General features: G+C 65.9%; 21 protein-coding genes and 1 pseudogene. 8 read left to right on the forward strand and 14 right to left on the reverse strand.

Annotated features, from left to right (window positions below; translation table 11 throughout):
• Positions 1 to 7 precede the first annotated feature (7 nt).
• The 3 genes from LKE06_RS30975 to LKE06_RS30985 all read right to left on the reverse strand — a co-directional run bounded on the left by LKE06_RS30975 (position 8) and on the right by LKE06_RS30985 (position 3,638).
• Positions 8 to 1,042 carry an ATP-dependent 6-phosphofructokinase gene (locus LKE06_RS30975; RefSeq protein ID WP_228002991.1) on the reverse strand — a complete coding sequence of 345 codons (1,035 nt, stop codon included), beginning with the start codon at positions 1,040 to 1,042 and terminating at the stop codon, positions 8 to 10.
• Positions 1,043 to 1,127: 85 nt separating this feature from the next.
• Positions 1,128 to 2,051: a serine hydrolase gene (locus tag LKE06_RS30980; protein WP_228002992.1), complete on the reverse strand. Its 924-nt coding sequence runs from the start codon at positions 2,049 to 2,051 to the stop codon at positions 1,128 to 1,130.
• Between the two features lie 957 nt (positions 2,052 to 3,008).
• On the reverse strand, positions 3,009 to 3,638 hold the full coding sequence (locus tag LKE06_RS30985; protein WP_228002993.1) for a VOC family protein: 630 nt from the start codon (positions 3,636 to 3,638) through the stop codon (positions 3,009 to 3,011).
• A gap of 206 nt (positions 3,639 to 3,844) precedes the next feature.
• Here LKE06_RS30985 and LKE06_RS30990 point away from each other — a divergent pair, with 206 nt between their 5' ends.
• Positions 3,845 to 4,744 carry a serine/threonine-protein kinase gene (locus LKE06_RS30990; protein WP_228002994.1) on the forward strand — a complete coding sequence of 300 codons (900 nt, stop codon included), beginning with the start codon at positions 3,845 to 3,847 and terminating at the stop codon, positions 4,742 to 4,744.
• Here the strand turns inward: LKE06_RS30990 and LKE06_RS30995 are convergent.
• From LKE06_RS30995 to LKE06_RS31005, 3 genes and pseudogenes are all read right to left on the reverse strand, one after another.
• Positions 4,738 to 6,741: a serine/threonine-protein kinase gene (locus LKE06_RS30995; RefSeq protein ID WP_228002995.1), complete on the reverse strand. Its 2,004-nt coding sequence runs from the start codon at positions 6,739 to 6,741 to the stop codon at positions 4,738 to 4,740. The two genes, LKE06_RS30990 and LKE06_RS30995, sit on opposite strands and share 7 nt — an antisense overlap.
• 73 nt (positions 6,742 to 6,814) lie before the next feature.
• A pseudogene (locus LKE06_RS31000) lies at positions 6,815 to 7,011 on the reverse strand (response regulator transcription factor); the annotation flags it as partial.
• Positions 7,012 to 7,078: 67 nt separating this feature from the next.
• Positions 7,079 to 8,950: a serine/threonine-protein kinase gene (locus tag LKE06_RS31005; RefSeq protein ID WP_228002996.1), complete on the reverse strand. Its 1,872-nt coding sequence runs from the start codon at positions 8,948 to 8,950 to the stop codon at positions 7,079 to 7,081.
• A gap of 243 nt (positions 8,951 to 9,193) precedes the next feature.
• On the opposite strand from LKE06_RS31005, the gene LKE06_RS31010 reads away from it, so the two are divergent.
• Positions 9,194 to 10,081: a serine hydrolase gene (locus tag LKE06_RS31010; RefSeq protein ID WP_228002997.1), complete on the forward strand. Its 888-nt coding sequence runs from the start codon at positions 9,194 to 9,196 to the stop codon at positions 10,079 to 10,081.
• 6 nt (positions 10,082 to 10,087) lie between these two features.
• Here the strand turns inward: LKE06_RS31010 and LKE06_RS31015 are convergent, their stop codons facing one another.
• Together LKE06_RS31015 and LKE06_RS31020 are read right to left on the reverse strand one after the other, a co-directional pair.
• The gene (locus LKE06_RS31015; RefSeq protein ID WP_228002998.1) at positions 10,088 to 10,753 is read right to left on the reverse strand and encodes a response regulator; all 666 of its coding nucleotides are present in this window, start codon (positions 10,751 to 10,753) and stop codon (positions 10,088 to 10,090) included.
• A 29-nt stretch (positions 10,754 to 10,782) separates the two neighbouring features.
• A complete protein-coding gene (locus LKE06_RS31020) occupies positions 10,783 to 11,997 on the reverse strand; it encodes a sensor histidine kinase (protein ID WP_228002999.1) in 1,215 nt (404 codons plus the stop codon).
• Positions 11,998 to 12,164: 167 nt separating this feature from the next.
• Between LKE06_RS31020 and LKE06_RS31025 the strand changes: the two genes are divergently transcribed.
• From LKE06_RS31025 to LKE06_RS31040, 4 genes are all read left to right on the forward strand, one after another.
• Positions 12,165 to 13,007, forward strand: a complete 843-nt coding sequence (locus LKE06_RS31025; protein ID WP_228003000.1) for a hypothetical protein — start codon at positions 12,165 to 12,167, stop codon at positions 13,005 to 13,007.
• 41 nt (positions 13,008 to 13,048) lie between these two features.
• Positions 13,049 to 14,416, forward strand: coding sequence for an alpha/beta-hydrolase family protein (locus tag LKE06_RS31030; protein WP_308188463.1), 1,368 nt, complete (start codon positions 13,049 to 13,051; stop codon positions 14,414 to 14,416).
• 46 nt (positions 14,417 to 14,462) lie between these two features.
• A complete protein-coding gene (locus LKE06_RS31035; protein WP_228003001.1) occupies positions 14,463 to 14,906 on the forward strand; it encodes an SRPBCC domain-containing protein in 444 nt (147 codons plus the stop codon).
• A gap of 74 nt (positions 14,907 to 14,980) precedes the next feature.
• Positions 14,981 to 15,208: a type II toxin-antitoxin system RelE family toxin gene (locus tag LKE06_RS31040; RefSeq protein ID WP_228003002.1), complete on the forward strand. Its 228-nt coding sequence runs from the start codon at positions 14,981 to 14,983 to the stop codon at positions 15,206 to 15,208.
• 69 nt (positions 15,209 to 15,277) lie between these two features.
• On the opposite strand, the gene gatA is transcribed toward LKE06_RS31040, so the two are convergent.
• Both gatA and gatC read right to left on the reverse strand, forming a co-directional pair.
• A complete protein-coding gene (gene gatA, locus LKE06_RS31045; protein WP_228003003.1) occupies positions 15,278 to 16,780 on the reverse strand; it encodes an Asp-tRNA(Asn)/Glu-tRNA(Gln) amidotransferase subunit GatA in 1,503 nt (500 codons plus the stop codon).
• Positions 16,777 to 17,076 (reverse strand): Asp-tRNA(Asn)/Glu-tRNA(Gln) amidotransferase subunit GatC, encoded by a 300-nt coding sequence (gene gatC, locus LKE06_RS31050; RefSeq protein ID WP_228003004.1) that lies wholly within the window; start codon positions 17,074 to 17,076, stop codon positions 16,777 to 16,779. Before gatC ends, gatA begins: the two co-directional genes overlap by 4 nt.
• A 330-nt stretch (positions 17,077 to 17,406) precedes the next feature.
• Between gatC and LKE06_RS31055 the strand changes: the two genes are divergently transcribed.
• Positions 17,407 to 18,057 (forward strand): ACT domain-containing protein, encoded by a 651-nt coding sequence (locus tag LKE06_RS31055; protein ID WP_228003005.1) that lies wholly within the window; start codon positions 17,407 to 17,409, stop codon positions 18,055 to 18,057.
• Positions 18,058 to 18,077: 20 nt separating this feature from the next.
• On the opposite strand, the gene LKE06_RS31060 is transcribed toward LKE06_RS31055, so the two are convergent.
• The 3 genes from LKE06_RS31060 to LKE06_RS31070 all read right to left on the reverse strand — a co-directional run bounded on the left by LKE06_RS31060 (position 18,078) and on the right by LKE06_RS31070 (position 20,286).
• Positions 18,078 to 18,584: a GNAT family N-acetyltransferase gene (locus tag LKE06_RS31060; RefSeq protein ID WP_228003006.1), complete on the reverse strand. Its 507-nt coding sequence runs from the start codon at positions 18,582 to 18,584 to the stop codon at positions 18,078 to 18,080.
• Between the two features lie 58 nt (positions 18,585 to 18,642).
• On the reverse strand, positions 18,643 to 18,966 hold the full coding sequence (locus tag LKE06_RS31065) for a hypothetical protein (RefSeq protein ID WP_228003007.1): 324 nt from the start codon (positions 18,964 to 18,966) through the stop codon (positions 18,643 to 18,645).
• 93 nt (positions 18,967 to 19,059) lie between these two features.
• Positions 19,060 to 20,286: an AAA family ATPase gene (locus LKE06_RS31070; protein WP_228003008.1), complete on the reverse strand. Its 1,227-nt coding sequence runs from the start codon at positions 20,284 to 20,286 to the stop codon at positions 19,060 to 19,062.
• A gap of 296 nt (positions 20,287 to 20,582) precedes the next feature.
• Between LKE06_RS31070 and LKE06_RS31075 the strand changes: the two genes are divergently transcribed.
• Entirely contained in the window at positions 20,583 to 20,945 is a 363-nt protein-coding gene (locus LKE06_RS31075; protein WP_228003009.1) for a hypothetical protein, read from the forward strand.
• 41 nt (positions 20,946 to 20,986) lie between these two features.
• On the opposite strand, the gene ligA is transcribed toward LKE06_RS31075, so the two are convergent.
• Positions 20,987 to 23,116, reverse strand: coding sequence for an NAD-dependent DNA ligase LigA (ligA, locus tag LKE06_RS31080; protein ID WP_228003010.1), 2,130 nt, complete (start codon positions 23,114 to 23,116; stop codon positions 20,987 to 20,989).
• Positions 23,117 to 23,183 lie beyond the last annotated feature (67 nt).

Here is a 23,183-nt window from a genome sequence, read left to right on the forward strand (position 1 = left end):
AGATTGCTCAGCCGAAGAACGCCTCGGCTTCGCGGTAACGGTCGTCGGGGACCCGCTTCAGCTGTTTGGTGGCTTCCGCCAGCGGGACCAGGTCGATGGCGGTACCGTGCAGCGCGACCATCTGCCCGAACTGACCGGCGTGCACGGCCTCGGCGGCGTGCAGGCCGAAGCGGGTGGCGAGCACGCGGTCGTAGGGGGTCGGGCTGCCGCCGCGCTGGACGTGGCCGAGCACGGTCGTGCGAACCTCTTTGCCGATGCGGCGTTCGATTTCGACACCGAGTTGTTGCGCGACGCCGGTGAAGCGCTCGTGCCCGAACTCGTCGACGCCACCCTCGCGCAGGGCGAATCCGGAATCGGGTGCCGGGTGCGCGCCCTCGGCGACCACACAGATGAAGTGCTTGTCGCCGCGCTGGAAGCGACGCTTGATCATGGTGCAGACCTCGCTGACGTCGAAGGGCACCTCGGGCACCAGGGTCAGATGCGCACCCGCGGCCATGCCCGCGTGGATCGCGATCCATCCGGCATGGCGGCCCATCACCTCGACGAGCATGACGCGCTGATGCGATTCCGCGGTGGTGTGCAGTCGGTCGATCGCCTCGGTGGCGATGGACAACGCGGTGTCGTGGCCAAAAGTGACGTCGGTGCAATCGATGTCGTTATCGATCGTCTTCGGGACGCCGACCACCGGAACGCCCTCGTCGGACAGCCAGCTCGCCGCCGTCAGCGTGCCCTCGCCGCCGATCGGGATGAGCGCTTCGATGCCGTTGTCGTCGAGGGTCTGTTTGATCTGTCCGAGTCCGGCGCGCAGCACGTCCGGGTTGGTGCGCGCGGTGCCGAGCATGGTGCCGCCCTTGGTGAGCAGCCGATCGGTGCGGTCGTTGTTGTGTATCGGAATCTTCCGGTCTTCCAACAGGCCGCGCCAGCCGTCCTGGAAACCGACGATTACGTCTCCGTATCGTCCGTTCGCGGTGCGAACGACGGCGCGGATGACCGCGTTCAGTCCTGGGCAGTCTCCGCCTCCGGTCAAGACTCCGATGCGCATAGTCGATATCTTGCCCCGCACGGCGGGCGGGTCAGGGCTCACCCCCGTGAACCCTGGGTTACGGGGGGTCATCGTCGCGCTCAGGTCACTCGCACGCGCCGCCGGACAGTTCGTTCAGATGCTCCGACAGCAGCGTCGCCAGCTTGTCCAGCACCGCCATCCCGTCGGAGAACGTGCCCGAATCGGGTTGGGCCGCGAACGCGACCGCGAGTTGTCCATTGGGCACCGGGATCACGCCGAACTGCCGCACCAGGTAGTCCCCGGACGTATCCGGCCCCCATCCGCCCTTGAATTCGGCGCCGGTGAACTCGCCGAGGCCCCACCGCTGACTCGGCGTGATCTGCGCCATCAGGTTGGTGACATTCTCCGTCTGCGGCAGACAGGGCAGCCGGGAGGCGAATCGCACCTGCTCGCTCAGCGCCCAATCCGCCTGACCGAAAGCGGAATGTTCGGCCCGGGCACGGGTGGCAGGCACGGTGGTCTTGGTGTCGCCACCCTGCCGCAGTATCGCCTCCACCGCCTTCGCCGCGTCTTGGCCGGTGCCCAGCGACTGCCACAGCGTGTCGGCGGCGGCGTTATCGGAGGCGGTGATGGCCGAGGAGACGGTGTAGCTGGAGCTGACCGAGTTGGCACGCAGCGCGGCGATGGTCAGCGGAATCTTCATGGTCGACCAGGCAGGACCGGTGGTCCAGTCACCGAAGGTGACCATCTGGTCGCCGCCGACCGGCATGATCGCCATACCGATATGGCCGCGCAGGCCGGTCTGTAGTTCGGCGAAGTCGGCGGCCAGCGTACCGGGCACCGTCATCGACAGGTTCTGTTGATCGGTGCGCGCGGCGGCCTGGGTAACGCTGGTGGATTGTGCCGAGGTGTCGGCACCGGAATCGGTACCACAGGCGGTGACGAGGAGCAGCCCGGCCAGAATCGCTGTACCGACAGCTTTTCGGGAGCCGACGGTCCCGCGGAAACCGAAAACGTTTCGGATTCGCCGGGATCCGTCAGCAGACATGTGTTGGCGCATGTTTATCGCGAGCTCCAATGGGTACCTTGTCGATGCGGCGTCCGGCCACCGTACTTGGCCCTGGGGCCGCGTGCCCACCCTGCCGACGCGCGCACCGGCGTCTCCAATGACGCTTTCCGGCCACGGATTCCATTCTGTTTCGTCCGCCGCCACCACACTCTTACCTACTCGGACCAGGCGGTTTTCCGGAGCGAACTGCCGAACCCACTCGGCTCCGGCACGCGAACGACACACCGCGACAATGGCCTACAAATTCATCGAACCACTTGACGCGACGAGTGGCCGACGCAACTGACAGCGCATGCCACCCCCGGCGCGCCACTGCCCACCCGATCGAACGATCTCGGCTGTGGACGGGGCGTGATGAGCTGCGGCGGCAGATCGGCGATGCGTGGATCAAACGCGTTGGACGACAACGTGACTCGCCCAACGTTTCGGTAAGCAGGACCGAGATTCCAAATACCATCGATCGCAATTGCATTCGAATCACGGAAGGAATCTCTACAACGAAACCGTCGCCGACTGGCTATTCACATCGACCGGCGCAGCAATAATGTGGAATTCATTGTCAGAGTTACCTCTATCAGTGCGAAATATCACACCCCTACGTCGGATCGATAAGTGAGTCCAGTCACGCCTGAATGTCCGCTGATCAGTGATTTGTCCACTGAAACAATTTCACCATGCCTGAGCCCGCCGAATCGACTACCTTTTCGGCAGCGTTCATGAACCTCGGCCGAAATCGCGATGCCCGCGGTCGAGAAATTAAAGCCTCCTCATGCGAATCCCGTTGAACAACTGCACAACCCGGAATCTTCAAACCTGCGCCGGAACCAATGCCGTTGTCTGAGTTTTGAGTTCGACCACTTGATCGACTGCGGGCAAGCGAGGCTTGCAGTGCTTCGCCGAGATAGCGACCAAAGGAACCCGACGTCACCCATCGGCTCAGGCCGGGGTGGCCTCCCATGCGAACCCGTCCGGGTCGGCGAAAGGGCCGACATCGCTGCCGATGACGATCCGGTGCGACCCGGTACCCTCCGCGGGGACACCAGCATCCTTGGCGGCGGCACGGCGCCCATAAAGTGCCAGCTTGACCGAATCCGACGGAGTATCGAACTCGACATACTTGCTGCCGAAGCTCTTCGCCACGGCCAGGCCGCGCTCGACATAGAACCGCTTTGTCGCCTTGACGTCGTCGACCCCGAGCAGCACCACGAAGTCGTCGACCTCCCTGGTGGCCGGGCCGGTGTCCTTCTTCGACGACGTCGCGACCTTCCAGATCGCCCCGTCCGGAGCCTGGACGACGCCGCCGTAGCCCCAGAAACTCTTCTTGGCCGGCTTCAGCGTCGTCGCGCCCGCGTCGAGAGCGGTGCCGATGAGGCTGTCGACGGTGCTCGGCGCAGAAACCACGAGCGACAGTATGAAGCCACGAAAGCCGGTCGTCGGTGCCTCCGAGGCACGCACGCGCACCTTGTCGCCGAGACCGAACGCCGCGGTGTAGAAGGCCGCCGCGGCTGTGGGGTCGGGCACCTCGAGGATGACGGATTCGATAGAGATCTGTTGAGTGGTGTCCATGGCAGTCACGCTATTTACTGCTCGGTGACCGGCGCTTCTCGATTCCTGATCGGTTCGGTCGCTGTTTCGCCATGTATGGCGGTATCCCGCCGTGGTGCGGCTGGGCGCGCGGTCGCTGGCTACCTCCTCTCGGAAACGCACGTTGGTTTCCCAGCAGAGAGAGGTTGCGCCGCCAATGACCCATGTCAGCGAACTACGGTGAGGCGATGCTACTCGAACCGGACGACCAGTTTGCTGGATTCGTTGTGCAGGCCCGGCTCGGCTATGGCGGTAGCAGCGATGTGTATCTGGCTGAGGATCCGGAACGGTCGCAACCGGTAGCACTGAAGATTCTGGGGCCCGAGGACAGCCGGTCACCCGAGGCGCGTGCGCGATTTCTGCACGAGTTCGACATCCTGTCCACGCTGCGGCACCCCAATATCGTGCGGATATACACACATGGTGAAACCGATGGCAGGCTGTGGTCGGCGCACGAGTACGTGGCGGGCGCGTCGGGGTCCACGTTGGTGCGGATGCCGCACCGACGTCCGGATCTGCGGCGGGTGCTTCAGGTACTGGCCGATGTCGCGGCGGGGTTGGATTTCGTGCACGCGAACGATGTGGTTCATCTCGATGTCAAACCGGCGAACCTGTTGGTCGGGTCCGACGAGCCCGCGACGGTGAAAGTCTCGGACTTCGATCAGGCCCGGTGGCTGCACCGACCCGAACCGCCTCTGGCCACCAACGGTTTCGTCGTCGTATCGGTACCGTATGCCGCGCCGGAACTGCTGCGAGCAGGCACTGTGTCCCCTGCGACAGACCAGTACGCGCTGGCCTGCTCGACGATCGAGCTGCTCACTGGCCGCACACCGTTCCCCCGCGCGAACTTGATGGCCATCGCTGAGGCCCACCTGTACGAGCCACCCCCCGAAATCTCCACGCGCCAACATTGGATCCCACCCGAGGCCGACGCGATCCTGCGTCGTTCGCTCGCAAAAGACCCCGACGCCCGCTACGCCTCATGCACCGAACCGATCCGCCTGCTCACCGAGGTACTTCACGATATCGATACACGCCGTCGTGCTCCCCTACTGAGCCGTCTGAGCGCGGCATTCACCCGTCAGTAGACGTACACCACCGCGTTCTCACCGCCGCTGCAGGTAACGACCTGTCCTTCCGCGACGCAGTTCATCGTGTATGTGCGGCCGGTGACCGGGCTGGTCGCGACGACCGAACGCGATGAGCGCGAAACGTTGGCGGTGGCGGATTCGGCGTATGCCTCGCGTACCGCCTCCGCGAATTGGCAACTGGTGACACCGCTGCCGGTGGCGGCCCTCGTGTAGTTCCCGGAAGCCGACTGGCCATTGGAGCACGGGCTGGCTCCGGCCGGGAGCGCGGCCGGAGTCGAGGATGTGGACGCGGAGGACGTCGTCGGTGCGGTGGTGGCGGGACCCGGATTCGCGCCAGGGCGAGCCGTCGATGTCGAGGTGACGCCGGATTCGCCGCCTGCCGCAGATGTCGTCGTATCGCCGGAACCGAGCACCTGCCAGCCGACCACGCCGCCGACGGCGATGGCTACGACAACCGCGAGACCGATCAGCACCGGCGTCAGGACCGATCGACGATTCGATGACCGATCGTATGGATCCGGCCCGTAGTAGTCGTCATCCTGATATTCGCCGGGCGCCGAGTAGTCGGCGCGAGCCGAGTACTCGGAGGCTCGGGATTCACGGGCGACATGCTGCGGTTGGGGCGGTGGCGGGAATGCGGGGCCCGACGGCGCGCCTCGATAGTCCGGCCCGTCATCCGAATACCGCTGCGGCGCATACCTTTGGGTCTGCTCATGCTGTTGCGGATCCGAATATGCTTGCGGCGCCGGATTATTCCGCGACGGCGCGGGGTAGTTCTGCGCCACCGGGTAGCGCCGCGTTTCGGGCGCGGGCGGTGTGTACGTATCCGAATACTGCTGTGCGCCGGGGTCTTGCGCGTCCGGATACAACTGCCCGCCCGAATACTGCTGGTCCTCCCGATACAGATGCGCGTCCGGGAACGGCCGGACCGGCGGCTGCTGCGCGTCGGCCGTGGACGGCTTGGGCAGCTGGTCGGGTAGCGGCGTGAAATACAGTTCGGTGGCGGTCACCACGGTTGGATCGGTAGGAGTGATCACGAACTCGCCGGTGGCTTCCGGCGGAATGAACGCCGACTGCCGCTGCAATACGGTCGGATCCGTCTGACCGAAGGTCGCCGGATCGGGTGCGCGCACCACGAATGTCGGCGTGTTCGCTACGGGCGCCGCGCTCAGCGCGGCCCTCGCGGCACGCGCCAGGTCGGTCGCCGTGGGATGACGATCGGCTGGATCCTTGGCCATCCCACGCGCGATCACCTCATCGAGCGCGGGCGGTATCCCCGCCCGCTGCACGCTCGGACGCGGCGGTGGCTCGGAAAGATGCGCCCGGACAAGCACACTCATGCTCGCGACCGGGAACGGCGTTGTTCCGGTGAGCGATTCGTGCAGCACGCAGGCCAGCGAGTAGATATCGGCGCGACCGGTCACCGGACCCACATCGAACCGTTCCGGCGCCATATAGGTATAGGAGCCGACGGCCATACCGACCTGTGTCATCGCCGCGTCGCCCTCGGTATGGGCGATGCCGAAGTCGACGAGATAGGCGAAATCGGCATCGGTGACCAGGATGTTGGCCGGCTTGACATCGCGATGAACCAGACCGCCCGCGTGCGCGGCATCCAGGCCCGCGGCGATTTGCTCGACGATCGCGACGGCTCGTTCGGCGCTCAGCGGCCCCTGTTCGCGCAGCAGCGCACGCAGATCGACGCCGGGCACCAGACGCATGTCGATGAACAGCACACTGTCGATCACGCCCCAGTCGTGGATCGGAATGATGTGCGGCTCGGCCAGCCGCGCGGCGGCCTGTGATTCACGCCGGAAACGCAGCTGATACGCGGGATCCTGGGCGAGTGCCTCCGAGAGGAGCTTGACAGCCACCACCCGGTCTTTCACCGTGTCGTACGCCTCGTAGACCTCGCCCATGCCGCCCTTACCGAGCAGCGAACGCAGCTCGTATGGGCCGAACCGACTTCCGACTCTCCAACCAGGTCCGTCCACCCCGTCATCTCCTCATTTTCCTGGGTCGCGGTCACGCACCGCAATCACGTTGATTCGCGACCGGGGCATGTCGTCAACCAGTGGATTCTCCTGGCGAGACCACCCGTGGTCAAACGCAAACACGATCGCGGCGGATCGATCGCGCAACTCTAGTTTGCCGAATATATGCCCCACATGGCTTTTCACGATTACTTCAGAGATTCCGAGTTCCCAGGCTATCTCCGAATCGACGCGTCCACGGCCGATCAATTCGAGCACCTCGTACTCTCGTCTTACCGGCGGCCCGGATGCCGATCGTCGAGGCGCCGGCCGTCGACTGAGTCCGTGCCTGCGGCCACTACAGCGGCGCCGCAGACCACCATGCCGACACCGCGTCCCGCGCCGAAGGCGGGGCATTCCGCGGGTCGCCGGAGGTGCCGTGATAGCTCACATACAGCAGGTAGCTGGATCGGGCGGGATCAGATTCGAAGCTGACCAGTAGTTTTGCCGTCTCATAGTCCTGAGTGAGCGAACCGGGCGGGTCGGGCACGGTCCACAGATGTGCGTTCTGGGTTGCGTCCTTCTTGCGCCCCGGTGTCGCTGTGTTCGACGGTAACGCGACGACGACCGCCCGCGCGGTCGCCGGTGAGTCGTAGGCAAGGATCGTGTAGTTCATATGCTTGGTATCGGAGACATCGCGACTGCACTCCCATGCCGCGACCCACCGGCTCGATTGCAGCGGTTCATCTTTGACTCGCAAACCGTTCGCGGGCTTGGTGGACACACATTCCGCGTCCTGATAGGCGGTGTCACCGAATGGGCCGGTCCCCTGCGGCAGCAGGTTGGGAAACGCCCTGCGGCTCACAGCCAGGGGATCCGCAGGGGGTGTCGACGGGGCGGTCAGCGGCGCGGTCACACCGGACGACACATCAGCGTCCTCTCCCGACCTCCATCCGAGGGCGACCAGCGCGATAACAGCGAGTAGCACGACAACGACAGCCACCACCCCGAGGACGATCCACATCGTCGCGCCCGAGGACCCACGCGATGGCATCGAGTGCGGGCCACCGAAATTCGGCCCTGGGGGCGGAGAAGGCGGATAGCCCGGCGACGGAGACGGCTGCGCGGCAACGGGGTTCGCCGCTGCCGGTGCCCCATACCTGGGCTGCTGCGGCGCCGCGACCGGCTGCACCGCCCCAACCGTCGCAGAACCCGGGATCGGCTGTGCTACAACGTGATTCGCGAGTCCCTGGCCCGAGTAGGCCGAAGGTTGCACGGGGACAGCCGAATTCACTGGCGGTGCGATCACGGCCGCCCTCTGGGCGAGATACCCGGCGGCCGGGAGCGGCGGCGGCACCGCGACGATGGCCGGACCCGGTCCCGGCCGCGGCGGCGCAGACGCGGTGAGGGCATGACGGGCGGCGGCGGCGAACGCGGAGCACGAATCGAAGCGCTGCTCGGGACGTTTGGCCATGGCCTTGGCCAGCACCACGTCCAGCGCCGGATTCAAACCCGGCCGTTTGGTATTCAAGGGCGGCGCGGCGAGCTGGAGGTGACCACGGATGATGTCGTTCGGATCGGGGGCATCGAACGGAGCCATCCCGGTGAACAGCCAATACAGCGCACAGGCCAGCGAGTATTGATCGGAGTGATGGTCGAGGTGGGCGCCGGTCATCTGCTCGGGCGAGGCGTAGGCGAGCGTCGCGGTGAACATGCCGACCTGCGTCAGGTGCGTGGAATCCTCACGCAGCCTGGCGATGCCCAGATCGGCGAGAAATACCCGCTCGCCGTGCCCGCCGATCGAACGCGCCAGCATGATATTCGCCGGTTTCACGTCCCGGTGCAGCACGCCCATGCCGTGCGCGTAATCCAGTGCGTCCGCGACACCTTCGATGATCTGCACCGCACGCTCCGGCGGCAGTGTCAGCGGATTCACCGTGGCGGCATCAACGCCGTCGACGTACTGCATCGAGATCCACAGCTGCTCGTCCTCGGAGCCACGGTCGTAAACGGTGACGATATTCGGATGGTCGAGGTGAGCGGCCAGATCGGCCTCCCGCTCGAAGCGGGCCCGCACCTCGGCGTCGGTGAACAGCTCGCGACTGAGCAGCTTGAGCGCGGTCTGCCGAGACAGCCGTGGGTGCCGGGCCAGATACACCGATCCCATGCCGCCCTGCCCGAGCAGACGCTCGATGGTGAACCCGGCGAACACCTCACCGTCGTTCAGCAACGCGACCCCCTTCGAGGTGAATACAGGCCAGTCAGCTTAGCGGGTAGCCCTGTGGCCACGATGTTTCGAATTCTCCGTGAAAATCAGCGAAACTGTCTGCAGGCATCATCGTCTCGTCATCGCTGGCGGTGCTGCCAACGTCCGGTCACCGACCGGACTAGCTTTGGGTGTGACGGTTAGTTTGCACCGCCGACGAGCAACGGTCACATGTTGTGGTGGTGGGGAAGACGCGGTGGTGAGGTTTTGAGTTCGATTCCCGCTTGTCGGGTTGTGTTGCGCTGTGCTGCCCTTGTCACGCTGCTCATGGTGACATCCTGCGGATTAATACCGAACAAACACGCCCCGGCGAGCGCACCGACGATCACCGTCGATCCCGCCGGTTCCTGGCGTCCCGGACCAGCGGTCAAACTGCCGGATTCGCTGGCCGCCGAATTCACCCAGTTGCAGCCCAGACTGCCAGGTCAGGTCGGGATGGCGATCATGCCTGTCGGCGGCGGCCGGATGACCATCTTCGGCGATTGGACCAGCGGTATCGCCTGGTCCACCATCAAGGTGCCGCTCGCGATCGCGGCGCTGCGGCACGATCCGGTCGTCGCCGAGGGCTACGCTGAGGCGGCCATCACCGTCTCCGATAACGGTGCGGCCCAAGCGCTTTGGAATTCACTCGGGGACGGCCCCGAGGCCGCGAAGGCGGTCCAGGAGGTGCTGGACGAGGCAGGCGACTCGGTGACCGGCGTGGCCGGACCACGAACCAGGATGGATTACAACTCCTTCGGATCGACCGAGTGGTCGCTGGCCAACCAGGCTCGTTTCGCCTCGAAGCTGCCGTGCCTCGAGCAGGCTTCCGCCGTCACCGAGTTGATGCAACAGATCACCCCGGAGCAGCGCTGGGGACTCGGCTCGATCACTGGCGCCGAGTTCAAGGGTGGCTGGGGCCCCGACGACGATACCGGCGTTTACCTGGTCAGGCAGTTCGGCGTGGTGCCGACCAAATCCGGTAGCGTCGCCATCGCCCTTGCGGCACAGGCAGATTCGGGCGAGTTCGAGGACTCCACCGCACTGCTCGACCGGCTCGCACTGCTGATTTCCCATCACCTCGACGACCTGCGCGGCGGTAAGTGTCCCCGCTGAGCGCGATCAGCCCGGGGTGACCAGCCCGGATTCGTAGGCGAGCACGACAGCCTGTGCGCGGTCGCGCAGATCGAGCTTCGAGAACACCTTGGACACATGGGTTTTCACGGTCTGCTCGGCCACGAACAGTGATGTGGCGATCTCGGTGTTGGACATCCCCTTCGCGATCAGCTCCAGCACCTCACGTTCACGCGGGGTCAGCGAACCGAGCGCGGGCGTCGGCTTGGCACGATTGGCGCTCCGGCGCCGCGTGACATCGGCGATCAATCTGCGAGTGACGGTGGGCGCCAGCAACGCCTGGCCGTCGGCGACCACGCGGACCGCGCGCACCAGTTCCTCGGCAGGCGCGTCCTTGAGCAGGAATCCGCTCGCGCCGAGACTGAGCGCCTCATAGACGTAGTCGTCGATATCGAAGGTGGTGAGCATCAGCACCCGCACCGGCGGTTCGAAACCCGCCGCCAGGATGGCGCGAGCGGCATCGAGACCGTTCATCTCCGGCATGCGCACATCCATCAGCACCACGTCGGGTCGCAGCCGCTTGGCCTCTGCCACCGCGATCTTCCCATCCGACGCGTCACCGACAACACTGATATCGGACTGAGCACCGAGCAACGCCCCGAAACCTTGGCGCACCATCGCCTGATCGTCGGCGATCAAAACCGTTATAGCCACGAGGTGAGCTTAAGCTGGTCCGCGTCGGTTCAGCCGTCGACCATCCCCGCGAAGGACGGGTCGAGGATCGGGGCCGGCGTCAGGGGTAGCCGGGCTCGTACTTCGAAACCACCGTCGGGCCGCGGTGTGGCACTCATCTCGCCGCCGGCGGCCAGTGCGCGCGCACGCATTCCGGTGATCCCGTGGCCGCCGGTGTCTGCGTGCCTGGCGCCCGGCGCACCGAACCCGTTGCCGACCACCAGGTACAGGTCGACGCCGCACACGATGTCGACTGTCACCGGCGCACCGGGCGCATGCCTGGACGCGTTCGAAAGTGACTCCTGCACAATCCGGTACAGCGCGAGACCCGTGGCTTCCGGCACCGTCTCGAGAGGCCCGTCGATCGTCCATTCGATCAGCACACCGGCCCGGCGGGCAGCCTCGAACAGGCTGAGCACATCGGTGGCCTTCGGTTGCGGCGCGTGCTCGGGCAGCTGACCATCGCTGCGCAGCACACCGAGCATGCCGCGAATCTCGTTCAACGCCTCGCGTGCCGTGGCACCGATGGATTCGAATTCCGCGCGCGCGGCGGGCGTGACCCCCTCGACCCGGTACGGTGCGGTCTGCGCCTGCACCACCACCAATGACATGTGGTGTGCCACCACATCGTGCAGGTCACGAGCGATGCGCGCCTTTTCCTCGAGGATCGCGCGCCGCGCACGTTCGACCTCGTTCTGCTCTTCCTGGCGCACCAACTGCTGGCGTGACTGCACCAACCAGCGCACCAGCAACCCGAGCAACACCACGGCCGCGAGCGCGATCGGCCAGCCCCATACCGAACTCGCGAGATCACCGCCGCCATCGGCCATGGTGGTGCCGAGCAGCAGTGAGGTGGCGACCCAGGCAACGGCGATGATCGGCACCGCCGCACGCACCGCCACCGCGAACAGCAGCGCGAACAGGCACAGGATGTGTACGACCTGGATCGGAATGTCGTTGTGCGGTTGATGCGGTATCGCCAGCGCGATGATCAGCGCGGAACCCGCCGAAATCGCCCAGCCGAGCGCGGGATTGATCCGAACGAGCAGGATCGGGAACGCGGCGAGCGCGGCGATGAACGGCTGCACCGCCACCGGCACCGCGTGGGTGAGGTGCAGGGTCGGCCATGCCACCGCAATGAAGGTGCTCGCCACGATCACCGTGAACACGTCGAACCACATCCGAGCGTTCATCACCCGCGTCCCGGCACGCCTTTTCTGCTTCATACCTATGAGACTAGAAACCCGAGCCAGCCGCGGTCCTCATACCCACGGGTGAATTCGCACCCGATACCCGAGTGTTAGCCCATTCGGCACCTCCCCCGGCGGCGTGGCGTGGGAACCGCACCACGGCAGGAGGCACCTCGGCACGACCGCCAATACGGTTACTGTCCATGAGCACACCGACCACCGCATGGCAGGCCGGCACCGAAGCAGCGGCCGCCACCGACGACGTTTCGCGCCGATCGGGCATCAGCCCCTCGGAGCATCGACGCTCGGGATATCGACGCGGCGCGGCGCTGACCGCCGCAGCGCTCACCACCATGGCCGCCACAGTCGTCTTCGCACCGGCAACATATGCCGTCACGACCGATCGGTCCGCGATGCAGAACGCCGCGGCGACCGCCGCGGTCGGCAAACTCACCACGGGCCCCGGCCTGGACGCCGCGTTCCCCGACGACTTCACCACCATGCTCGGATACCGACCCGGCATCGTCAACGGTCTGATGGCGAACCCGAACGGCGACTGCTCCTCACCGGTCACCCTGCCCGCCGAATTCGATACCGCGTGCAAGGCCCACGATCTCGGCTACGACCTGCTGCGCTATGCCGATCGGCACAATGCGCCGCTCGGCCCTTGGGCCCGCCAGGCGCTCGACACCACCCTCGGACAACACATGCACGAGGCGTGCGCGACCCGCGAGGACCCCTTCTCCCGTACCCGCTGCGACACCATGGCCTCCATCGCGACCACGTTCGTGGACCTCAACTCGAGGCGCCAGGACTACGGTCCGCCGGTCGTCGAAACACTGACGGTCACAACGGCTTCCGAGAATGCCCGCAGCTTCGGCGGTTGGCTCTGGTTGATGATCGGCGGCGGTCTGGTCGGCCTCGCCGGGGCTGTGGCGGGTGTTTTCCCCGTCATTCGCCGGTCCGCCGATCGCACCCGAGCGCGCCGTACCCGCGCCGCCGTGCCTACAACGAATCACGCTGAAGCACTGGGTATTCCTCGATGATCACGTCCAGACCTTCCGCGCGAGACGCAGTACCCTCCCCGGTGCGATGGAAAGCACGCGTCGCCATGCGGTTTCGCGGATTGGCGCGGCCGCGCATCGGCACCACACTCGCCGTCGGAACCGGTACGCTGGTCTCGCTGATGCCCGGACTACTGCCCCGAACCCCGGTGACACAGGCCGCACTCACAGGGTTGCTCGTCACGGTGGCCCTCGGTATCGCCGGTCTGGTTCGATTCCTTTCCGGGCGATGGGATTTCGATATCAATCGCCCGCTGGCCCGCTGGCGGCTGCCCTTATCGGCAGCGACCGCGGTGGCAATCGCCATCGCGGCGGCCCACGCCGGTCACTGGCAGAACGGGTTGCGGGCGGCAATGGGGATCGCGCCGATCGCACCCGACTATTGGTTGCGCTGCACCCTCGGCGTGGTGTTGATCGCCGGTGTGGGCGCCACGATCGCACGCGGCGTCTGCTGGTTCAAACGCATGCTCGGGTGGTCTCGGATGATCGCCGTCGCGACGGTCGCGTCAACGGCCGGCTACCTTGTCGGCATCCCGGCGTTGGTCGATTGGCGGCGCGACGCCTACGCGGCGGCCAGTGCGTCGATCGATCCCGCTTTGGTGCAGCCGATTTCATTCCTACGGTCCGGCAGCGCCGAGTCGGCGATCAGCTGGCCGTCCCTTGGCGCGGAGGGTCGCAAATTCGTCAGTGGGTCGCCGGCCGGGCCGATTCGCGTGTACGTGGGCCTCGACTCCGCACCGGATCTGGATTCCCGGGTGGCCCTTGCGATCTCGGAATTGGAGCGGGCGGGCGGATTCGAGCGGTCCAATATTGTGGTCGCGATACCGACCGGGTCGGGTTGGATCGACGCCGATGCGGTGCAGGGCTTCTATCAGCGCTTCGGCGGCGACGTAGCCCTCGTCGGCATGCAGTACTCCTACGCGCCGAGCTGGGCGACCTTCCTCTTCGACCGCGACGAGGCGGTTTCCTACGCGCGAGCACTGTTCACCGCCGTGGAGGACCACCTCCGAGGGCTGGGCCACCTGCCCAAGCTGTACGTCTACGGCCAGAGCCTCGGTGCCCTCGGCGGCAGCTCGATCTTCGCCGACGACGCCGATCAGGACCGCCGGACCTGCGCGACGCTCTGGGCGGGCCCACCTGCGGGCCAGGCCCACCACGCCGGAGCGACGATCCTGGCCAATAGCTCCGATCCGGTGGTCCATTGGTCGCCCGCGCTGCTGTGGCGCGCCCCCGACCTCATCGGCGTGCGACTGGACGCGCCTGTCCCACAGTGGCTTCCGGTGGTCAGCTTTCTGCAGACGAGCGCCGATCTGCTCGGCGCACTGAATGCCCCCGCCGGTCACGGCCACCGCTACGGCATCGACCAGGGCACGGCCCTCGGCACCTGCTGATAACCCGCCCCTTGCCCAAAGCTGCAACATGTTCTAGTTTGCACACATGGCCTTTATCGTCGACGCCACCGTCGACATCGACGCTCCCGTCGACCTGGTATGGCAGGTGATCACGGATTTCTCCCACTACGGCGAGTGGAACCCCTTCGTTACCGAATGCCGCAGCACACTCGTTCCCGGCAAGCCGATCGATATGCTCGTCCAGGTGTCGGGCTCCACGCCGCGCCGCCAGCGCGAATGGATCCGCAGCCACACCCCCGGCCATGAGCTCAGCTACGCGATGAAGCCGGTCCCGCTGGGCGCTCTGCACAGCCTGCGCTCACACACAGTCACCGCGCTCGACGGCGATCGAACCCGCTACGAGTCCCACTTCGAACTCGCGGGCTGGTTCCAGCCGGTGGTGAGCACGATTCTCGGGAAGAACCTCCAGCGCGGCTTCACCGGCATGACCGCGGGCATCCGCACTCGGGCCGAATCCCTGCACGTCTGACGTCGATCCGGGTCATTCCGGCGGCAGTCTCCCCATACCAGCGACGTTCACGGCGCGTACCAACGGTCCGGCGCATGTTGACAGAACGACTCCCCGAGCCTGTGGCAGTCGCGGCGTACGAGTTCATGGCAGGCCCGCTCGTCGACAACCCGTATCGGGTCGGCAAGCGGCTCATGCCTCCGCTGGATGACCGTTGGTCGGCTCGGCGAGGCACCTACCGGATTTTGTACCGGATCGATGACAAACGGATGGTTGTCACCGTTGTCGATGTGGCCCACCGTCACGGCGCGTACCGGACCTGAATCAGCACATCGCAAAACGCCGACCGACCCCGGGCTTCAGCCATGCGGGGTCAGTCAGGCGTCAGGGCTTCAGTTCCCGGGTACGGCGGGCAGGGCGCCGCGGGCTGCTTCGTAGGCGGCGCCGACTCGGTAGAGGCGATCGTCGGCCAGTGCGGGGGCCATGATCTGGAGGCCGACCGGCATGCCGTCGTCGCCGCTCAACCCCGACGGCACCGACATAGCGGGGTGGCCTGCCATGTTGGTGGGCAAGGTGCACAGGTCCGACAGGTACATGGCCAGCGGATCGTCGACCTTTTCGCCCAGCTTCCACGGCGTGAAAGGGCTGGTCGGCGAGACGAGCACATCGACCTGTTCGTAGGCATTGTCGAAGTCGCGCGTGATCAGCGTGCGCACCTTCAACGCCTGGCCATAGTAGGCGTCGTAGTAACCGGCCGAAAGCGCGTAGGTACCGATCATGATGCGGCGCTTGACTTCCGGGCCGAACCCGGCGGCCCTGGTCGCCGCCATGACCTGCTCGGCACTGTGATTGCCGTCGTCGGCGACCCGCAGGCCGTAGCGCATGGCGTCGAAGCGAGCCAGGTTCGAGGACACCTCGCTCGGCATCACCAGGTAGTACGCGGACAGCGCGTAATCGAAGTGCGGACAGGTGACCTCGACGATCTCCGCGCCGAGTTCTTTCAGCACGGCGACCGCGGCATCGAACGAGGCGAGCACACCCGGCTGGTAGCTGTCGGAGTGAAGTTCCTTCACCACACCGACTTTCACACCGCGCAAGTCTCCCTGCGCACCCGCCCGCGCGGCGGCAACCACCGGCGGCACCGGCACATCGCGCGAAGTGGAATCGCGCGGGTCGTATCCGGCGATCACCTCGTGCAGCAGCGCGGCATCGAGCACCGTGCGTCCACAGGGCCCACCCTGATCCAGCGACGACGCACACGCGACCAAGCCGTAGCGCGACACCGTGCCGTAGGTCGGCTTGGTACCGACCGTGGCCGTCACCGCGGCAGGCTGGCGAATCGACCCACCCGTGTCGGTGCCGATGGCCAGTGGCGCCTGGTTCGAGGCCAGCGCAGCCGCCGAACCGCCACCGGAGCCGCCGGGAATTCGACTGGTATCCCAGGGGTTTCGGGTCGGGCCGTATGCGGAGTTCTCGGTGGAGGAACCCATCGCGAACTCGTCCATATTGGTTTTGCCGAGGATTGGAATCCCCGCGTCACGCAGTCGCTTGGTCACCGTCGCGTCATACGGCGACACCCAGCCCTCGAGGATCTTGGAGCCGCAGGTGGTCGGCATGTCCGTGGTGGTGAAAACATCCTTGAGCGCCAACGGAACTCCCGCGAGCGGTGAGGCGGGCGCGCTACCCGCGGCCAGCGCGGCATCCACCTCGGCCGCGGTTGCCAGCGCCTGGTCCGCCGCGACGTGCAGGAACGCGTTGATTTCACCGTCGGCCGTCGCGATCCGATCGAGATGGGCCCGGGTGACCTCCACCGAGGACACCTCACGACCATGGATCTTGCTCGCCAGCTCGGCCGCCGACAGCGTCGTCAGATCGGGGCCACCTGCTGAACTCATTCGCCATCCCCCAAAATCTGTGGCACCAGGAACCGCTGCTCTTCGACGGCAGGAGCACCGGACAACGCCTGCTCCGAAGTCAGGCACGGCACGACCTCATCGGGGCGCGTCACATTCGTCGCCGGATTCGGCGAGGAGGTGGGGGGAACATCGGCGGCGGCGACTTCGGAGATGGTCCGCACGTGGCTCAGGATCGAATCCAGCTGACCGGCGAACTGATCGAGTTCGGACTCGGACAGGGCGAGCCTGGAAAGCCGGGCGAGGTGTGCGACCTCGTCGCGGGAGATGGCGGGCACCGCGGAACCCCTTTCGGCATGTTGAGCATGGTGAATCGACCAGCCACAGCCTAATGGGTGCGATCGGGGGCACTCCGGCCGGAGTCCCGCCGCCGGGCCGCGCGCGACCGGGAGCGCCACCGGCCGACTCGATGCGAGTCCTCCCACGCAGACGTCGGTCGCGCGACGACACACCCCGAGCACTAGCGGGACACGCCGCGTTAGTATGAAATCGCCGAGTGGCATTCATCACTGACACGACTTCGAGTCGATAACCCGGACCCGGGGGTGTAAGTATTGCCAGACCCGGGTATCCGTACATGACCTCGGCCGCTTAGGAAAGGAACGCGCGTGTCATATCTGCTCCGCGTGCAACTTCCAGATCGACCGGGAAGCCTCGGTGCCCTCGCAGTCGCATTGGGTTCGGTCGGCGCCGACATACTTTCCCTGGACGTGGTCGAGCGCGGTGCCGGCTTCGCGGTCGACGATCTCGTCGTCGAGGTGCTGCAAGGTGCGCTGCCCGACACCTTGATCACCGCGGCCGAATCAATCGGGGACGTGCGGGTCGATTCCATTCGCCCGTATTCCGGCATCCTCGACACCCACCGCGAACTCGAACTCGTCGATCGGGTGGCCAGCGCACGTGACGACCGGCTACAGGTATTGGTCGACGGCGTGCCCAAGGTGCTTCGGGTCGGCTGGAGCACGATCCTCGACATGGGCCCGCATGGCACCTACCGGGTCGTCGGCAGTCCGGGTGCGCCTGAAACACAAGCGGGTTCGCCGCCGTGGATGCCGCTGGAGAAGCCCTCGGTACTCGATCCCGAGGCGGAGTGGGTTCCGCAGATCTGGACCGATATGGACACCAAGCTGGCCGCGGCGCCGCTCGGCAACACCGGCAAGGTGCTGATGCTCGGCAGGCCGGGCGGCCCCGACTTCCGGCCGTCTGAGGTGGCGCGGCTCGGCTACCTGGCGGGCATCGTCGCGACCGTCCTCGGCTGAACGCGAATCTCCGCCGGTCCTCAGTACATAGGCAAGCGCAGGACGGTGAGGTATTCGCCCCCATCGGTGCGCCAATCCCGTTCCGGTACCGGCACGAAACCGAACCTGTCATAGATCCGGCGAGCGTCCACCATTGCCGGCATGGTCGTAAGGACCACTGCGGCAAAGGATTCCGCGACCGCCATCTCGATTACAGTACGAACCAGCGCCGTCGCGGCACCGAGACCACGTGCGGTCTTCGATACCGCGAGCATGCGGAACTCCAGCTCATCGGGTCGGGCGATCTCCGCGTAGGTGGTGGCGGGCCGTGCCACCATCAGCGACCCGATCACCCGATCACCGTGCGCCGCCACCAATATTTGCGCGTTGGCCGCCCGGTGGGTGATGTCGGCCAACTCGTCCCTATAGGGGCTGTCGGGATGCACATAGCCTTCACCGACGTAAACCTCCACGGTCAACTCACCGACCGCGTCATATTCATCTGGCCGGGCTGTTCGAACCACAACTCGGGCGTCCATCGCGTCCATAATCGCCAATCCTGCCACTCGGCCCGCGCTGACCGGCCATGCCCGTGCTCGCGAAGCTTCAGGAGAGGCCGGCCACCTGGAAGCGCTCCGGTTTACCGGTCGGGTAGACGACGGTGAGATAGTCGCCGACGGCCGGCCAGGAGTTCACGTCCCAGGCGAAGCGGCCGTAGACCACGGTACTGGGAACCGACGGGCCCGTCAGATTGCCGGTAATGGTCACGAACTGCTCGCCGGGGGCGTCGGGCCGTGGGCTCACCCCGGTGAGATACAGCGAGCCGGTTTCGGCCTGCGCGGGGTTGATCCCCCGGCGCCCACGCGCGTAGAGCATGATCAACCCGACAAGGGCGACGGCCATGATCACCAGCATCCCGAACTGCAGCATGCTCACCATGCTATTGGGCCACGTCCGCGTCGATGAGCGCGCCACTGCCTTTACCTCGACGAACGTCGTGGCCGGCGGCCCCAGCCCGGATCGCTACAACGCCGCCAGTTCGCTGGCACCGTGCTCGGTCCGGCGGACCTGCCAGACCGCGGTTCGAGTTCGTTGTGAGCGACCGTTGCCGCGATCGATCAGGGTGCGGTTGTTCGTGGTGAAGATTAGTTGCGCGCCAAGGGAATTGGTTTCCGGATTCTGGAAGAGCTGGATCAGGCGGTCGATATCCTCGGCGGGGAGATCGGCGCCGATATCGTCGATCGCGAGCACTCGGCCGGAGTCGAGTGCGTCAAGCATGGTCGGCAGCAGGCGCAGCATGGCGAGCGTCGCGGTGGATTCGTCGGTGATGCCGAAGATGGCGTCGATACCGGTGTGTGCCAGGCCGAGGCCGACGCCGCGGCGGGCCACCATCCTGGCGTACAGGGCGTCGCGGGCGGACATCAGATTGGACAGCTCGCGTTCGAGCATGACCTGGGTAATCCCCTTGTCCCGCAACAATTTATCGGCGCCGTCCGGTGCGGACGCGCACAGCTCGAGTTGTTTGGTGGTGGCGCCGATGTCGCCGTCGAGTTCCCGAAGATAGTCAGCGTAGAGCGGGTCGTTTTCCGCGATCAGTAGGTCGGTGATGCCGAGATCGGCCGTGCGCAGCAGCATCAGCAGCCGGGCCGCATGATCCGGCGATGCCGAAATATGGCTGCCGAGCCGATGCTCGATCGCGCTCGGTTGCGCCGGACCGTGCTGCACCTCGAGCATCGCGGAGAACCAGCGGTAGGCGGGCACCAGCGCCTCGGCATACATCTGCCCGGCCAGGCTGAGCAGCAAAGCATTCGGGCGCACCAGCGGGATCAGCGCGGCGATGCCGTATCGTGCCGCCTCGAACATCGGGCCGATCTTGATCTGGTCCCCGTTGCGCTCGAACACAATTCGCTTGCGCGAGCGTGGATGGGCATGCAGCCATTCCGCCGTGACGTCCGCGTTGTCCAGCTGGAAACCATAGGTATAAGGCACCCCTTCGGCAACGAAGCTCGCGACGAATTCGGTGGGCCGGTTCGGGATTCCGAGATGCGGGAAGCGCACCGGCCCCGCATAGGGATCCCAGCCGGTCACCGAATTCAATACCGCGTCCCGCATCTGCGCCAGCGCGTCGATCAGGCTCGTCTTACCGGCCGCCGCGGTACCGTACACCGCCGTCACCGGCACCGCGACCGGGCCGCTCCCCCGGCTCGAGCGCAACTCCTGCCGGTCGGCAAGCGATCTGTGGTTGGTCACCTGAAAACTCCGCAGCATCACGCCATCCTTTCGTGGCCGCCACGCCCGCGACTGCCCACCCCCACAAACGCGACACACCCGCAAGCGTGCGCGGCGAGTGCGGCGATCACCGACGCACGGCATCTACCAGCACGGATAACGACGAATCTGGACCGAATCAGCCCGAGCGACACCCAGGTTCAGGGTAGTTCAACGGCACATTCGGTATGCGAGCGCCGACACCGCGCGTTAGCATGCTGGCGCCACGGTTGCTCGTGTCGCGTTATTGCAGGCAAGCCCTTGAACGGATGGTAACGATGGAACTGACGGTCGCGCGCTTGGTAGTCCGAAGCTCCATCACCGCTGCCATCGCCATAGGGTCGATGGTCGTGCTCGGCCCGCAGGCGGCCGCCGAAGCGCCCTGCCCGGACGGCACCGCACGAATCTTCTTCAGTAACGAGACCAACACCTGCCAGGGTGGCGGCACCTATAGCTTCGGTGGATCCCCGGCGATCTCGAAGGTGTGCTCGGTGGGCTCGGTCAACGTCACCGTCGACGCCACCATCAAAACCTCCAAGACGAAGACCGCCAACCGCCACCTCGACCTCAGCAACGGTCAGTGTGGCCGCATCGACATCCCTGGTCAGCTCGACGCCACCGTCACCGTCACACCTACCTGACCCCGGCGCCGCCCGTCCCGAATAACAAGGCACGGTCTGTGCTACTCCTTTGCTGCCGCGTCCTCGGCCGCCGTGTCTGCTGCCTGCGCGCCCGGCGTCGCCGCGGCCGGGCCTTCCTCCAGTAACAGCCGGAAGCCGTCCTCGTCGAGAATCGGCACACCCAGCTCCTCCGCCTTGGCTGCCTTCGTTCCCGGGGACTCACCGATGACCACGAACGCCGTCTTCTTGGAGACCGAACCGGACGCCTTGCCGCCGCGCATCAGGATGGCCTCCTTGGCGCCGTCACGGGAAAACCCTTGCAGCGAACCGGTTACCACGATCGAGAGCCCTTCGAGGGTGCGCTCGATGGATTCGTCGCGCTCGTCCTCCATCCGCACGCCTGCGGCCCGCCATTTGTCGACGATCGCGCAATGCCAGTCGACGGTGAACCATTCCATCAGGGCGGCGACGATGGTCGGGCCGACACCGTCGGCGGCGGCCAGTTCCTCCGCCGATGCCGCTCGGATTCGATCCAGGCTGCCGAATTCCGATGCCAGCGCACGTGCGGCGGTGGGGCCGACATGCCGGATCGACAATGCGACCAACACCCGCCACAGCGGACGATCCTTGGCCGCGTCGAGATTCTCCAGCAGCCGCTTGCCGTTCGCCGAGAGACTGCCATCCTTGTTCGCGAACAGTGTCGTGGCGAGCAGTCGCTGCTCGGTGAGATCGAACAGATCGCCCTCGTCGGTGATCGCCCCGGATTTGAGCAGGTCGACGGCGGCTTCGTAGCCGAGCGACTCGATATCGAACGCGCCGCGCCCGGCAACATGAAACACCCGCTCACGCAGTTGCGCCGGACAGAACTGTTGATTCGGGCAGCGAATATCGGCGTCGCCCTCCTTCGCGGGCGCCAGCTCGGTTCCGCATTCCGGGCAATGCGTCGGCATGACGAATTCGCGTTCCGCCCCGGTCCGCGCGTCCACGACAGGCCCGAGCACCTCGGGGATCACGTCGCCGGCCTTGCGGATGGTGACGGTATCGCCGATCAGCACGCCCTTGCGCTTCACTTCCGAAGCATTGTGCAGCGTCGCCATCGCGACCGTGGAACCCGCGATGAACACCGGCTCCATCACCGCGAACGGGGTGACCCGACCGGTACGACCGACGTTCACCTCGACATTCAGCAGCTTTGTCGTGGCTTCTTCCGGCGGGTATTTGTAGGCGATCGCCCAGCGCGGCGCCCGCGATGTCGACCCGAGGCGGCGCTGCAACGCCATCTCGTCGACCTTGATCACCTGTCCGTCGATCTCGTGCTCGATGTCGTGCCGGTGCTCGCCCCAGTAGACGACGCGCTCGATGACCGCGTCGATCCCCTGCACCCGCTTGGTGTGCTCGGACACCGGCAGACCCCACGCCACGAGCGCGCGGTACGCCTCGTACTGCGATGACGGGGTGTATCCGTCGATGCGCCCGAAGCCGTGACAAATCATCCGCAGCCTGCGGCGCGCGGTCACCGCCGGATCCTTCTGACGCAGCGAGCCCGCCGCGGTATTGCGCGGATTCGCGTACGGCGGTTTACCTTCCGCGACGATGGCGGCGTTGAGGGTCTCGAAATCCTCGAGCCGGAAGTACACCTCGCCCCGCACTTCGAGCAGATCGGGGATCGGGAATTCGTCGCTCGGCGTCAACTCACCGGGGATGTCCTCTATGGTGCGGGCATTGAGAGTGACATCCTCGCCGGTGTGCCCGTCACCACGGGTCGCGCCACGCACCAGGCGGCCCTTTTCGTACACGAGGTTCAACGCGACACCGTCGATCTTCACCTCGCACAGGTAGTGCAGGTCCGGCCCGGTCTCGGCCTCGACCCGGCCGGCCCAGACACGCAACTCGTCGAAATCGAACACATTGTCCAGCGACAGCATCCGCTCGAGATGGTCGACGGCGGTGAAGTCGGTCGCGAACCCGCCACCGACCAGCTGCGTCGGCGAATCGGACGTCCGCAGATCCGGATGCCGCTCCTCCAGCGCCTGTAGCTGCCGCAACAACGCGTCGAACTCGCCGTCGGAAATGATCGGCGCATCGCGCACGTAGTAGCGGAACTGATGCTCACGGACCTCGTCCGCCAGCTGTTGCCACTCCACCCGCTGCTGCGCCGCAGCCGGGACCGCCACACTCTCGCTGTCACTCACCCAACGCACATTAGTCCAGCCCACCGACATCCCAGCGCCACATTCCCGCACGTCGCCGCCCGTACCG

It is taken from the genome of Nocardia australiensis, from assembly GCF_020733705.1.
GTDB classification, from domain to species: domain Bacteria; phylum Actinomycetota; class Actinomycetes; order Mycobacteriales; family Mycobacteriaceae; genus Nocardia; species Nocardia australiensis.

Bases quoted from the DNA above. Each gene is read 5' to 3' on its own strand.
- LKE06_RS30975 (WP_228002991.1), bottom strand. From the start codon at position 1,042: ATGCGCATCGGAGTCTTGACCGGAGGCGGAGACTGCCCAGGACTGAAC.
- LKE06_RS30980 (WP_228002992.1), bottom strand. From the start codon at position 2,051: ATGTCTGCTGACGGATCCCGGCGAATCCGAAACGTTTTCGGTTTCCGC.
- LKE06_RS30985 (WP_228002993.1), bottom strand. From the start codon at position 3,638: ATGGACACCACTCAACAGATCTCTATCGAATCCGTCATCCTCGAGGTG.
- LKE06_RS30990 (WP_228002994.1), top strand. From the start codon at position 3,845: ATGCTACTCGAACCGGACGACCAGTTTGCTGGATTCGTTGTGCAGGCC.
- LKE06_RS31020 (WP_228002999.1), bottom strand. From the start codon at position 11,997: ATGAAGCAGAAAAGGCGTGCCGGGACGCGGGTGATGAACGCTCGGATG.
- LKE06_RS31025 (WP_228003000.1), top strand. From the start codon at position 12,165: ATGAGCACACCGACCACCGCATGGCAGGCCGGCACCGAAGCAGCGGCC.
- LKE06_RS31035 (WP_228003001.1), top strand. From the start codon at position 14,463: ATGGCCTTTATCGTCGACGCCACCGTCGACATCGACGCTCCCGTCGAC.
- LKE06_RS31040 (WP_228003002.1), top strand. From the start codon at position 14,981: ATGTTGACAGAACGACTCCCCGAGCCTGTGGCAGTCGCGGCGTACGAG.
- gatA (WP_228003003.1), bottom strand. From the start codon at position 16,780: ATGAGTTCAGCAGGTGGCCCCGATCTGACGACGCTGTCGGCGGCCGAG.
- LKE06_RS31060 (WP_228003006.1), bottom strand. From the start codon at position 18,584: ATGGACGCGATGGACGCCCGAGTTGTGGTTCGAACAGCCCGGCCAGAT.
- LKE06_RS31065 (WP_228003007.1), bottom strand. From the start codon at position 18,966: ATGCTGCAGTTCGGGATGCTGGTGATCATGGCCGTCGCCCTTGTCGGG.
- LKE06_RS31075 (WP_228003009.1), top strand. From the start codon at position 20,583: ATGGAACTGACGGTCGCGCGCTTGGTAGTCCGAAGCTCCATCACCGCT.